This window comes from Hymenobacter psoromatis (assembly GCF_020012125.1).
GTDB classification, from domain to species: domain Bacteria; phylum Bacteroidota; class Bacteroidia; order Cytophagales; family Hymenobacteraceae; genus Hymenobacter; species Hymenobacter psoromatis.
Genome location: NZ_JAIFAG010000002.1, coordinates 1 through 12,516 on the forward strand (window position 1 = coordinate 1; position 12,516 = coordinate 12,516).

14 protein-coding genes are annotated in these 12,516 nt (G+C 60.5%); 10 read left to right on the forward strand and 4 right to left on the reverse strand.

Features of this window, described 5'->3' with window-relative positions; genetic code table 11:
* Positions 1–156 precede the first annotated feature (156 nt).
* Entirely contained in the window at positions 157–1,497 is a 1,341-nt protein-coding gene (locus LC531_RS21095; protein WP_223654070.1) for a hypothetical protein, read from the forward strand.
* A gap of 550 nt (positions 1,498–2,047) precedes the next feature.
* Here the strand turns inward: LC531_RS21095 and LC531_RS21100 are convergent.
* Together LC531_RS21100 and LC531_RS21105 are read right to left on the reverse strand one after the other, a co-directional pair.
* Complete coding sequence (locus LC531_RS21100) at positions 2,048–2,812, reverse strand: SDR family oxidoreductase (RefSeq protein WP_223654072.1); 765 nt, start codon at positions 2,810–2,812, stop codon at positions 2,048–2,050.
* Positions 2,813–2,883: 71 nt separating this feature from the next.
* Positions 2,884–3,273 carry a helix-turn-helix domain-containing protein gene (locus LC531_RS21105; RefSeq protein ID WP_223654074.1) on the reverse strand — a complete coding sequence of 130 codons (390 nt, stop codon included), beginning with the start codon at positions 3,271–3,273 and terminating at the stop codon, positions 2,884–2,886.
* Positions 3,274–3,498: 225 nt separating this feature from the next.
* On the opposite strand from LC531_RS21105, the gene LC531_RS21110 reads away from it, so the two are divergent.
* A complete protein-coding gene (locus tag LC531_RS21110) occupies positions 3,499–6,459 on the forward strand; it encodes a Tn3 family transposase (protein WP_223654076.1) in 2,961 nt (986 codons plus the stop codon).
* 8 nt (positions 6,460–6,467) lie between these two features.
* Here the strand turns inward: LC531_RS21110 and LC531_RS21115 are convergent, their stop codons facing one another.
* Positions 6,468–6,758 (reverse strand): UvrD-helicase domain-containing protein, encoded by a 291-nt coding sequence (locus tag LC531_RS21115; RefSeq protein ID WP_223654078.1) that lies wholly within the window; start codon positions 6,756–6,758, stop codon positions 6,468–6,470.
* A gap of 492 nt (positions 6,759–7,250) precedes the next feature.
* On the opposite strand from LC531_RS21115, the gene LC531_RS21120 reads away from it, so the two are divergent.
* The 8 genes from LC531_RS21120 to LC531_RS21155 all read left to right on the forward strand — a co-directional run bounded on the left by LC531_RS21120 (position 7,251) and on the right by LC531_RS21155 (position 11,674).
* Entirely contained in the window at positions 7,251–8,162 is a 912-nt protein-coding gene (locus tag LC531_RS21120) for an ArdC family protein (RefSeq protein WP_223654086.1), read from the forward strand.
* 253 nt (positions 8,163–8,415) lie between these two features.
* Positions 8,416–8,553 (forward strand): hypothetical protein, encoded by a 138-nt coding sequence (locus LC531_RS21125; protein ID WP_223654088.1) that lies wholly within the window; start codon positions 8,416–8,418, stop codon positions 8,551–8,553.
* A 34-nt stretch (positions 8,554–8,587) separates the two neighbouring features.
* A complete protein-coding gene (locus tag LC531_RS21130) occupies positions 8,588–8,995 on the forward strand; it encodes a hypothetical protein (RefSeq protein WP_223654090.1) in 408 nt (135 codons plus the stop codon).
* Positions 8,996–9,027: 32 nt separating this feature from the next.
* Positions 9,028–9,348 (forward strand): hypothetical protein, encoded by a 321-nt coding sequence (locus LC531_RS21135; protein ID WP_223654092.1) that lies wholly within the window; start codon positions 9,028–9,030, stop codon positions 9,346–9,348.
* 40 nt (positions 9,349–9,388) lie between these two features.
* Complete coding sequence (locus LC531_RS21140) at positions 9,389–10,033, forward strand: hypothetical protein (protein WP_223654094.1); 645 nt, start codon at positions 9,389–9,391, stop codon at positions 10,031–10,033.
* A gap of 3 nt (positions 10,034–10,036) precedes the next feature.
* Positions 10,037–10,237 (forward strand): hypothetical protein, encoded by a 201-nt coding sequence (locus LC531_RS21145; RefSeq protein WP_223654096.1) that lies wholly within the window; start codon positions 10,037–10,039, stop codon positions 10,235–10,237.
* 33 nt (positions 10,238–10,270) lie between these two features.
* A complete protein-coding gene (locus tag LC531_RS21150) occupies positions 10,271–10,951 on the forward strand; it encodes a hypothetical protein (RefSeq protein WP_223654098.1) in 681 nt (226 codons plus the stop codon).
* Between the two features lie 48 nt (positions 10,952–10,999).
* Complete coding sequence (locus tag LC531_RS21155) at positions 11,000–11,674, forward strand: hypothetical protein (protein WP_223654099.1); 675 nt, start codon at positions 11,000–11,002, stop codon at positions 11,672–11,674.
* A 35-nt stretch (positions 11,675–11,709) separates the two neighbouring features.
* On the opposite strand, the gene LC531_RS21160 is transcribed toward LC531_RS21155, so the two are convergent.
* Positions 11,710–12,054, reverse strand: a complete 345-nt coding sequence (locus tag LC531_RS21160; RefSeq protein ID WP_223654101.1) for a hypothetical protein — start codon at positions 12,052–12,054, stop codon at positions 11,710–11,712.
* Positions 12,055–12,516: the final 462 nt, after the last annotated feature.

The window sequence follows — 12,516 nt, forward strand, 5'->3', positions numbered from 1 at the left end:
TTACTCCTCCCCCCAACAAGTTAGTTATGGTCAGGCAAAACGGCCACTCTACCAAGTAGCTGTTCACTACCCTAACTTAGGTAACTTTTAAGGGGGTAGGTTAGGCTGTCGGCTTCCCCCGCACCAACTACCGCCTACTATTTTTTCCCGTTCGCCATGTTCTTTTCACTTCATCTAGTGCTAGTGGTGGGGTTGCTACCGCAGGTGGCCGCCGCGCAGGCGCTGCTCCCAGCCGCGTTGCCTAGCGATGCCTTTCAAGCCAAAGCCCTCCTCGCGCTCTCGGATGCCGACATGATTCCCGCCGCCTACGTCACCGGTCAGCTGGGCCCCCCGGCCGGTGCCGACGCGCTGACGGTGGCCGCCTTTGACGGGCACCGAGCGCAACCGGTCAGCGTCAAAACCTTACCCATTAGCAACTCCGTGGTGGGGCCGCCGGCCTCTCTGGCCCTTACGCCCGACGGGCGCTACGCCATCCTGGCCGAGGTGCTGGGGCCCCGCCCGACCGCCCAGGCTACCCTGGCCGACCTGCCCAACGGCCGGACCCTGACAGTAGTGGACCTGGCCGACCCGCAACGTCCCCGCGTGGTGCAGCGCCTCCCGGGCCCGGCCCGCGTCAGCTCCGTCTCCATCAGCGCCGATGGCGCGCTGGTCGCGCTGGCCGTCAATCCCAGGGGCGATGGCACGGGTACGCCGCTCTGGCTCTACCACCTGGCCCAGGGGCAGCTCTCGGGCGGCGTGGCGGTGGCCATTCCCGGCTGGACGGCCGGGGAAACGCTGGTGAACGCGCTGTTTCATCCCAGCCGGCCCCTGCTGGCGCTCACCAACCAAACCCGGGCGCGCGTGCTCTTCGCCGAGGTGCAGGCCGTGGGCAGCACCTGGCAGCTGGTGCCCTGGGGCGAGCCGGTCGCGCTGGAGCAGGGCCCCTTTCTGACCTGTTTTAGCCCCGACGGGCACTACTTCTTTGCCAATGCTACCTATACCGGGGGGGCGGCCCCGGCGCTGCCTTACCGCATGCCGCGGGGTGCGGTGCTGAGCGTGCGCCTGGAGGCGCAGCGTGACGCGCACGGCCAGCCCGTGCACCTGGTGACGTCCCGCGCCCCAACCGGCATCCTACCGGAAGGCTTAGCGGTGAGCCCCGATGGCCAGTTGCTGGTGACCGTGAACCTGGAGCAAACGACCGACCCCCTCGGCACGCCCGGGCGTAGCCGGTACGCTTCCCTGTCCTTGTTCGCCTTCGAGGCCACGACCGGGGAGTTAACGGCGGCCGGCGACTTTGCCTTTGATGGGCTGCTGCCCGAGTCGGCCGTGTTTGATAACAGCAGTCGGCGGCTGGCGGTGGCCAACTTTGGCCAGTTGGACGACCCCGCCGCCGCCGGCAGCCTCGACTTCTGGCGCGTGGTGGGCGAGGCGCATGGCCCCGAGCGCCTGCAACTAGTCAAAACGAAGTACGCTCTCCCCGTGCAGCGCGGCGTGAATACCCTGGGCATCGTTCGCTAGGCCATCCAGTCTTACCTTATCCTTAAGGGCAGTTCTAAAACGGCTCTAAAAAGGCCGATTCCAAGCAATTGAGGTGGGGTGACAAGCTCAGCAAAAAGGATTTCCTTTGTGATGAGCGTCGAATCTATTGTTGCCAACAACCACTGAATCAGTTAATTAATCGCTTAACGTATAAATCCGCCCGTTTGCAACAATAACCCCTAAGCGGGCAGCTACTCGCCAGGCAAGCGCGGAAGGTAGTCGCAGGTTTTCCCCTGGCTGCTTAACAATCCCCGCTGCTCCGCCAAAATTCGCCCACTTGGCCTTCGAGTTGTTTTCCGTTCCTGCTTTAGGGCGACCCCCATAGAGCATTCCAAGGGGCGACAGATTCGACTTTTGGACCAAACTTTTAACCAAGGTCATCATCATGGACGGCGGCATAGCCGTGTGGTAGGCCCCGGCATCGCCCGAAAATCCAACGAGCAGCACCCACCTTGCGGCAATACGCTGAACGTATTGCCGCAAGGTGGGTGCTGCTCGTTATTAATTATTGATATAATTAATAAATTTTTTACAGAAACATGCCGCCCGAGGCTTCCAGGCGCTGGGCATTCACCCAGCCGGCTTCTTCCGAGCAGAGGAAGGCCACCACGCCGCCAATATCGTCGGGCCGGCCCACGCGGCCCAGGGCCGTTTGCGAGGCCAGAAACTGGTTGATGTTAGCATTGTCACGCACGGCCCCGCCGCCGAAATCAGTTTCGATGGCGCCGGGGGCCACCGTATTCACGGTGATGCCGCGCATGCCCAGCTCCTTGGCCTGGTAGCGCGTCAGCACTTCCACGGCCCCTTTCATGGCCGCGTAGGCCGCGTAGCCGGGCAGCGCGAAGCGGGCCAGGCCCGTAGAGATGTTGATAATGCGGCCGCCATCGGCCAGCAGCGGCAGCGCCTGCTGGGTGAGAAAGAAGGGCCCCTTGAGGTGAATGTTCACCAGCTGGTCAAACTGCGCTTCTGTGGTGCTGGCGAAGGGCGCGTGGATGCCGATGCCCGCGTTGTTAATAAGAAAGTTGAGCTTGTCCGTCTGGAAGGTGTTGCGCAGCACGGCCTGCACCTGGGCGAAGAAGCCAGCAAAGTTCTGGCTCTCGCCTACGTTGAGCTGCAACGCGGCAGCCTTGCGGCCTAGCTGCTCGATTTCGGCCACCACGGCTTGGGCTTCGGCCTGCTGGCTGTTGTAGGTGAGCAGTACGTCAATGCCCTTGCGGGCCAGAGCGAGGGCCATGTTTTTGCCGAGGCCACGGCTTCCGCCGGTAACGAGGGCGACAAGGGAGGTTGGGGTCATGTTGCGGAGAATTTTAGTTTCTGCAAAATTCCGACACCGGGGCCGTCGAAAAATGGTCTGCTTCTCAGTATTTATTGTGCTGCCTGCGCCAGCCAAGCCCGGCGGTAGCGCAGGGGTGTAGTGCCGCTCAGGCGCTTGAAGAACTTCACAAAGTTGGTGGGCTCGCTGTATGTCAGCTTCTCGCCGATTTCGGCTACCGAGAGCGCCGTTTCGCACAGAAATCGCTGGGCTTCCGCCAATAGCCGGGCTTCGATGAAGTCGCAAGGGCTGGTGCCCAGCGTCAGCTTAATCGTGTTGCTCAGGTGCGTGGGATGGATAAAGAGCCGGTCGGCAAACTCCTTCGTATGCAGCATAGTGTCGGTCCGGTCGTGCAGTACGTCATCGAAATGTTGGGCAACCAAGCGGGTAAAATCGGCGGTTATCTCGTCTTTGCGGGACAATACTTTTAGCGGCAAGGGCATCGTAGTGAAGCAACAGTTTTTATCTCCTACTATAACCAGGAAGAGACCGTTATGGTATACTGAGGGAGCTTATAATTTTCGTTTTTAGGGGAAATCCTGTTCAGTGAAACGGTTGTTTTTTGAACAACTGCATACGGGTGGGTAGCGGCTAATCGGGCTCGTATTGGCCGAATGGAACGGAATTACCACCTTTAGCCGACCGATTACCCCACGCTCCCGCTGCCCATGCCTCGTCGTTCTATTCTTTCGGCGACGGAGCGGGAGCACCTGCTGGCGTTGCCCGAAAGCCCCGAGGAGTTCATCCGACAATACACCTTCAGTGAAGCCGACCTGTCGCTGATTAATCAACACCGCGGCGCGGCCAATCGCCTGGGCTTTGCCGTGCAACTCTGCTACCTCCGTTTTCCGGGCGTGGTGCTGGGCACGGACCAGTTGCCGGCCCCCTCCTTGCTCGCGTTTGTGGCCCCCCAGTTGAAGCTGACGGTACCCGATTGGGCGGTGTATGGCCAACGCGAGCAAACCCGGCGCGAACACCTGTTGGAACTGCAAGCAGCGTTTGGGTTCCAGACGTTTGGTTTGCCGCATTACCGGGCCGCCGTACCGTGGCTCGCCGAAGTTGCCCGGCAAACGGACAAAGGCGTGGTGCTGGTCCAGGCGCTGCTGGGGCACTTGCGCCGCCAGGGCATCCTGTTGCCTTCCATTGCCGTTCTCGAACGCCTTAGCGCGGAGGCCTTAACGCGGGCCAATCGTTGGCTTTATCAGACGCTGACCGAGGATTTGACCCCGGAAACCCGGCAAGCGTTGGAAACCCTGCTCACCCGCCGCGAGGGCAGTGCCCTGACGTGGCTGGCGTGGCTCCGGCAAGCTCCCGCCGCCCCCACTTCGCGGCAGCTGCTCGAACACCTGGCCCGCCTGGCGGCGTGGCAACAGCTGGGCCTACCGGCGGAGCTGGCGCGGCGGGTCCACCAAAACCGGCTGCTCAAAATCGCCCGGGAAGGGGCACAGATGACACCGGCGGACCTGGCCAAGTTTGAGCCAGCGCGTCGCCTGGCCACGCTGGTGGCCCTCGCCCTAGAAGGCACGGCCACCGTGCTGGACGAACTGCTCGACCTGCACGACCGCATTGTGGGCAAGGTATTCAACGCGGCCAAAAACAAGCACCAGCAGCAGTTTCAGGCCTCCGGCAAGGCCATTAACCAGCAAGTGCGCCTGTTCGGGCGCATTGGGCAGGCCCTGCTCACGGCCCGCACGACGGGTACGGACCCGTTCGCGGCCATCGAAGCGGTGCTGCCGTGGGAGGAATTCACTGCCAGCGTAGACGAAGCACAGCAGCTGGCCCAACCGGCCGATTTTGACTTTCTGCCCCGCGTGGGCGAGCACTACGCCACCCTGCGTCGCTACGCCCCCGCATTTTTGGCCGCCCTGCCGCTGCGGGCGGCCCCGGCCGCGAGGAGTCTGCTGGCGGCAATTGATATACTGCGCTCGATGAACGCGACGGGGGCCCGCAAGCTGCCGGCCGATGCGCCGACGGCCTTTATCAGCAAGCGCTGGCAGAAGTTGGTACTGACGGACCAGGGGCTGGACCGCCGCTATTACGAGCTGTGCGCTCTGGCCGAACTCAAAAATGCGCTGCGCTCGGGCGATATGTGGGTGCTGGGCTCGCGCCAGTTCAAGGACTTTGAGGAGTACCTGGTACCGGCAGAGCCGTTTGCCGCTCTGCTCCGGGCCGGCGAGCTACCGTTGGCTGTGGAACCGAGCGGGGAACGGTACCTGCACCAGCGACTCGCGCACCTGACCCAGCAGCTGGAAACGGTCAATCGCCTGGCCGCCGCCGGCGAATTGCCGGACGCGAGTCTGACCGCGGCCGGCCTGAAAATTACGCCCCTCGATGCGGCCGTGCCGGACGCGGCCCAGACCTTGATTGACCAGGTGGCCCGCCTGCTGCCCCACGTCAAGATTACGGACCTGCTACTCGAAGTCGACGAGTGGACCGGGTTCAGCCGCCATTTCACGCACCTGAAAACCGGGACTCCAGCCAAAGACCCGGCGCTGTTGCTGACGACCTTGTTGGCCGATGGGTTGAACCTGGGCCTAACCAAAATGGGCGAGTCCTGTCCCGGTAGTACCCCTGCCAAGCTGTCCTGGCTCCAGGCCTGGCACATCCGCGATGATACCTACTCGCTGGCCCTGGCCGAACTGGTCAACGCGCAGCTGCGCCATCCGTTCGCGGCCCATTGGGGCGACGGCACCACCTCTTCATCGGATGGGCAGCGGTTCCGGGCCGGGGGACGGGCCGAGAGCACCGGCCACATCAATCCCAAGTACGGGGCCGAGCCGGGCCGGCTGTTTTACACCCACGTCTCGGACCAGTACGCGCCCTTCAGCAGCCAGGTCATCAACGTCGGCGTGCGCGATGCGACTTATGTGCTCGACGGCTTGCTCTACCACGAATCCGACCTGCGCATTGCCGAGCACTACACCGATACGGCCGGCTTTACCGACCACCTGTTTGCCGTGATGCCGCTGCTGAGCTACCGCTTCGCCCCCCGCATCCGCGACCTGAGCGATACGAAATTGTACGTGCCACCGGGCTCCCCGGCGTACGAGGCCTTGCAGCCCCTGCTGGGCGGGACGCTTAACGTGCGGCACATCCTGGCCCACTGGGAAGAAATTTTGCGCCTGGCCACCTCCATCAAGCAAGGTACCGTGACGGCCTCGCTCATGCTGCGCAAGCTCGGCAGCTACCCGCGCCAGAACGGGCTGGCCGTGGCCCTGCGCGAACTGGGTCGCATCGAGCGGAGCCTGTTCGTTCTGGACTGGCTGCAAAGCGTCGACTTGCGCCGCCGCGTGCAGGTCGGGCTCAACAAGGGCGAAGCGCGCAATGCGTTGGCCCGCGCCGTCTTCTTCCACCGGCTGGGCGAAGTCCGGGACCGGGGTTTCGAGCAGCAACGCTACCGCGCCAGTGGCCTGAATCTGCTTACGGCCGCCATCGTGTTGTGGAACACGGTGTATCTCCAGCGCGCCGTGCAGGCCCTACGCGCCCACGGCCAGCCCGTGGACGACGCGCTGTTGCCCTACTTATCGCCGCTGGGCTGGGAGCACATCAACCTGACCGGGGATTATTCGTGGCGCACCAAACGGGCGACTGGCAAATTTCAGCCCCTACGGCCCCTTCACAGGCCTTAACGTGCTATTTATTCCGTTTTCTGAGAGGACCCCTGGTAGCGGCTGCCCCGCATCACGTAGCGAAAAGCCAGCGAATGAGCGGTTTCAACGACCACGTTAGGTAGCCCGGCCGCCTGAAACTTGCGAATGGCTTCCTGCCGCACCGTCTTATTAAAAGCCAAGTACAAGATGCGCGCCGTGACGGGTTGAGCGCGGGCGTATTCTACCATCGTAGTGGTTTTTCCACTCCCGGCTACTGCGTTGATTTTCAGGTGCCCTTGAAAAGCCAAAATGGCGGTTTGCTCAGCCGTAAGATTCATCGCTATTAATTTCTACAGGCAGTTTGGGCAAACTCAGTACCAACAAGGTGAATTTCGCAAAGAGCAGCTAAATGTACTTGCTGGAGATGTTTGAGCGACTCCCTGCGGGCCGGGCTGTGCGGGGCTCCGGCTGCGCCTACGGTCCTATGGACTAAACCCCTCCCATCCCTGTCGCGAACAAAATGGAAAGCTTAGCAACGTGATGTTAACGAGTGGTGAGCGGTGCTTTAAGCTTTTATACCCGCACAGTCAGCCGCATATTTTCGGTCAGCGTGCGCTGGTGGCGAGTATTAACCATGCTTTTACCGATGTGCGGCAAGCCAGACCAAAGCACTGTGCTTTTTAAAAGGAACAAAAGGGAAAAAATGCACCCATCGTGCCACAATAAAGATGTAAAAATTACTTAAATAAAGATGTAATTTGTGCAACAATAAAGAGTCAGCATGCGTTTAAATAATATAAGCAGCAAGCAATAAACCAACTCTTTAAGTCATGAAAAGCGCCGCTCCCTTCGCCCCCCGTGCCGATGTTTACGAAGTAATAACTAACCGCATTATCTTGGCCCTAGAAAACAGGGTTACACCGTGGAAACAGGGGTGGAACGCAGCCCACAACGCGCCCCGCAACTACCGGAGTAAGCACGCTTACCAGGGCATCAACGCCTTTCTGTTGGGGATGCTGAAATACGAGCAGGCGTATTTTCTCACCTTTAACCAAGCCCGCGAGTTGGGCGGCTGCGTGCGCAAGGGCGAGAAGGGAATGCCGGTAGTTTTCTACAAAGTGGGCAAGAAGGAGGACGCCAAAGGCCAGGAGAAAAAGGTAGCCATCTTGCAGTATTCCACCGTCTTTAACATTGCGCAGATTGACGGGGTAGCGTGGCAACTACCCGAGCTACCCAGCCGGGAGCACACGCCCCAGGAGGCCGCCGAGCAAATACTAGCCGGCTACGTGGGTGGCCCCCGCATCAACCACGACGGTAGCGAAGCCTTTTATCGCACGAGCACCGACCTAGTAACCATGCCCGAGGCGAGCAACTTCCACACGGCCGAAGACTACTATTTGACTTTCTTTCACGAGCTGGCCCACAGCACCGGCCATAGCAAGCGCCTTGACCGCGCCACGCTTACCGAGAAGGCCGCTTTTGGGAGCGAGTCCTATGCCAAGGAAGAACTTGTAGCCGAGCTGAGCGCCGCTTTTTTGGGCAACGCGGCCGGTATTGATATGAGCCTGACCTTGCCCAGCAGCGCCAGCTATATAGCTAACTGGTTGCAGGCCCTACGCAACGATAAGCGTCTGATTATTTCCGCCGCCAGCCAAGCGCAAAAGGCCGCAAACCACATTCTAGGGGTAGTGCCCAGCTACGAAGCCGGCGAGGCAGCCGAGACCACCGAGGCCCCCGAGTAGGCTAGGGGCAGCAGTCCGGCCGGACCTAGGGTGGCCGGAAAAGAAGAATTTGCAATTGCAAAAAGTAGAATGTATGCCACCGGCAGCAAATGATTTTGCAATTGTAAAAGCGAAACAAGAGGGAAAATGCCACCCTTAATGTCATAAAAAAGATGTATAAAATGCGTAAATAATAGTGTAATTTATGCAACATTAACGAGGCTATTTGCGTTTAATATGTATAAGCAACCAGCAAATAAACAGCATTTTAGCTATGGCTTTTGACTTTTGCGAACTCGCTCCCGGTGAAGTGTCAGCCGACCGCCACGACCCAGCCGACGCAGCCGACCAAACCCCGCCCCAGGTAAGCGCCGCCGACGTGGCCGCATGGGAAGCTAACCCTTGGTTCTAGTCTCTTTTTTCCTACTCCTTACCAGTCCCGCATCATGAAAGCCACCACCCGCCCCGCCCGTCGTATTCCCACCGCCCGTTTGGAGCGCGTGAGAGCCAAAGCCGCCGCCGCCGCTCAGGCCCGCGAGGCTGCTTTTCTAGCCCGCCAAGATGCACTAGTCCAGCTCGTGAGCCCTACGCCTGAGTTTCAGGCCGTGCCCCGGCTTACGATGTTGCCCGGTGGGCTGCATTGGTCGGGCCAGGGCCAGGCCCCGCAGGTAGGGGCCACGGTTACCGTGAGCCGCGAAGGCCACAACCAGCCGGCCCAAGTAAAGGCTTATTGCCACGCAGCGGGCTTTTTGGGGTTGGTAGTCGAGGTGCAGCAGCCGGTGAAGCGGGCCAGCCGCAAGCCCAGCCCCCGCGCCGGGTGCGTGTTCGGCAGCCAGCTGGCCCTAGTGGCTTAGTCCTTTTCCTACCCCCTTATTACCCCGCCGCCATGCAGCCCCAAACCCGCGCCCTGACCTTCGACCAGGCTATTAAGTTGGCCCAGGAGAACATACAGCATAGCCATTTTATCACGATTACTACCTGCTTGGGCCAGGTTGATGTACCGGCCAGCTTTGCCCAGGTGGGCGGAGGAGGGGTTACCAGCCCGGACGGGCTACGCTACTCGCAGTGGGCAAATGAAAAGGGCGACCTGCTAATCATGTTCGCCGGGTTGGGCCTCTTTACCTACGTGCTGGCCTATGACCGGATGCCCGAAGGGTTGCGCCAGTACCACTTGCAGCAAGACAACGACGAGGGCCAGGACTACTAGCTAGCCGCACCCCCACTTTTTACAATTGCAAAACCTAGCCATGATAACCCCCGCCCCGCAGCAGCCCCAAATCAGCCCCCTAGATTGGGTGGGCGACCCCGGCCAGTGCCCCAAGTTTGTGGGTTTTCCCACCCGTACCGGGTTGCCCGCCGACCTTATTTGGTCGGGCAAGGGCGAGGTGCCAGCCATCGGTGCCCGCGTTTATATCCACATGAACAGCTTCGGCCCGGCCGAGGTGAAAGCCTACTTTCACGCCGACGGCTATTTGGGCGTAATCTGCCAGCCGGACAAGATGCCCGCTCGTTTGGAGGCCCACGGCGTAACACAGGGGCACTTTTTCGGAATTGAGCTAGAGCCCCGCCAGGTTGAGCCGCAGCAGCTTTCGGTTTGCGAGGCCCGCGAAAAAGCCGCCCGCCAAAACCACCAGAGCCAGCAGCGCCAGGCTAAAACGATTTTCCCAAAAGCCAGCCAGCAGGCGTTGCGCGAATCGTATTGCGCCCCCGCGTTGCAGGTGCTAGCGTGGGCCATTGAAGCCACAGCCACCGCCAGGCGAGCAGCCGAGTTGGCCGAGGAAGCCAACGGCAACGACCCCGGCATTAATCGGTCGGACGACTGGATACCCGACTACCCGCCCCAGGACAGCGAGGAACACCCGGAGCACCCGCAGAACGAGCAGCGCGACTAACCGATGCTGCCATTCCGCGCCCACGTTCGCTGGCAGGGTAGCCGGTGGACGTGGGAAGTGCGCCAGGGGCGCGGGGCCACTACCAGCCGCCGCGCCGGCTCAGCTGCTACTCGTAGCGAAGCCATCCGGGCCGCTTTTCGACTCACCCCCGCCCGCGCCGTGCAGGAACAGCCCGCGCCCCAGGCCCACCAGCAGGCCGCCTAGCCCAACTTTTTACAATTGCAAAAACACAGCTCTATGTTACCGAACCTTCCCGCCATCGAAACCCGCGCCGGCCGCATCGTCCTTGGGGCCACCGTGCGCAGCACTCGTTACCGCGACGTGCAGGGCCTAGTGACCGCCATTTATTGGAACGGCTACGCTTACACCATCGAGGTAAATAACCGCTACAGCGACGAAGCGGGCCAGTACGAACTACTTTCCCCGACCACGCACCAGGGCTTTAACTACGTCAACACGAACACCCAGCAGGTACTTAGCGGCAAGTTCGAGGTGCTGTTACCAGAGGAGGGCGACCGGATATATTTTGCCGATAGCGCCGAGCAGGCCATTGCCTTACTCGCGGCCACCATCGGCCTGCGCGACCAGGCCCGCGAAGTCGAGTATCTGAATCACCGGGCCGAGGCCGGCCCGGTGGACGAACTGCGTTGGCGCGGGCAGGCCGTGAGCAGCATCGTTGGCCAGCTTGCCTACGTGAGCACCGGCAAGCAGCACCCGGCCCCCAAGTTTCTAGTGGGCCACCGGGTACGTTTTTACAGCGGCCCCGCGCCCCACACGGTAAGCGGGCTGGCTTTGTACAAGGACCGGCTGAACTACGGCAAGACGCAGTGGCACTACTTCTACGAAGAAGCGCCAGGCAACCACCCGCCTATGCCCGAGGCCCACACTATGGCCGAGCCGGCGAAGGTTGCCGCCTAGCCCCAGCGGACAGTGTTTCACCTCTTTTCTCCCTTTTGTTCTTTCGTTATGACTTACCCCACCCCCCAGCAACTAGCGGCCAAAGCTGCTGAGAAAGGCTTTCGCGTTGGTGCCTACGTTCACATGAGCACCGCCACCCCCGACACGGCCGCGCCCATCCGTGAGTTTTCTGGCCTCAACGGCCAGGTGCAGGCCGTTTGGATGGGCGGCGCTTGCCGCAATCTGATAGGCGAGCTGCGCCTGAGCAGCCAGCACCCCTTGCCGTACCAGTTCCCGGCCGCCTACGAGTTCTTTACCAGCTCGCAGCTCGTAGCCGAGGCCAGCCGCCAGGCAGGCAGCATAGCGGCCACCGCGGGCTACACCGCCGCGATGGTGCAGGGCTACGGTAGCGCCGGCACTGATACTTGGGTAACCACCGACCCCAACCCCCAGGGCGCGGGCGCGGTATTCGTCAGCCTACGCCAGCAGCCGGCCGAGGCCCCGGCCCCCGACCTGAGCCCGAGCATGGAAATTATCGTTGGGGGCCAGCTCGTAACCGCCACCGATGTGGCCCACTGGATGAGTGCCAACCCCAAGCAGGGCAAGAAGCTGTTTAAGGAAATGCAGAATTTGTACGGGCCGAAGCCTATCATGCTACACTTGGCCATGTTCAGCGGTGCTACCATGTTGGCCGCAGTCGCCGCTAGCGTAATTGCCGCTAGGCGCAAGAACCAAGGCGAGTAGTGACTTAGAACTGAATCTTGGCGGTTTTAATGCGATTAAAGTTGCGCTCGCCACTCATCGCCCCAAAGATGCAAACCTAGCAGTACGGGTACCAAGGGAATGTATTGACCAGCTATATTGATAAAAGGTAACCAGCGATGTGACTCCCGTTGGCGAGCTTTCAGCCAGTCCTCCTTATGAGGAGCTATCTGGTAGCTCAGCAAGAAGCTTTCATAGCTTTCTGTGGCTGGGTGGAAGGGCAAGGCAACAAAGCCTTGTACAGTACCTTCCAACCAGTGAAGATTCGGCGTGCGGTCGGTTCGCACCTGCTTGCCGATTAGGCGCTGGTAGTAGTGCTGAATGATGCGGGCGGCATCCGCGAAGGTGTAACCGTTTTCCATGCTGAACAATGAGGCGGTAGCGAGAAGGCTATCCGGACAGGTCAATGATGATGCCTAAATAGCCCCCACAACAAAGCGCCTAAGGTAGCTAGGTCTTTTAGCCCAGCCGCTATTTTAGCGAGTAGTTCTATCTGATTTTTCCAGTTTGCTCGTGTTTTCATGCGTTGCCCATTTAGTGAAAGGCACCACAAAAGAATACACGACCAAGGAGGGAAAATAGGACAAGAAAAACTGCATTTCCAGCGTATAAGAGCAGTTTTTAGTTCTAGTATGTGCCTCTACGTGCTGGAAATGCAGTTTTGAATGTGACAAGTCGGAACAATTTTATTTTCGTTGCTCAACGACGACTATAAACTAGCCGCCCAGCCCACCAGTGCCGCTGCGCCTGCGCCATGTCGAGCAACTGCCCGGCGGTTACGTGTGGCTGCGCTACGACGTGGGACCCGCGCAGTAGGGCCAGGG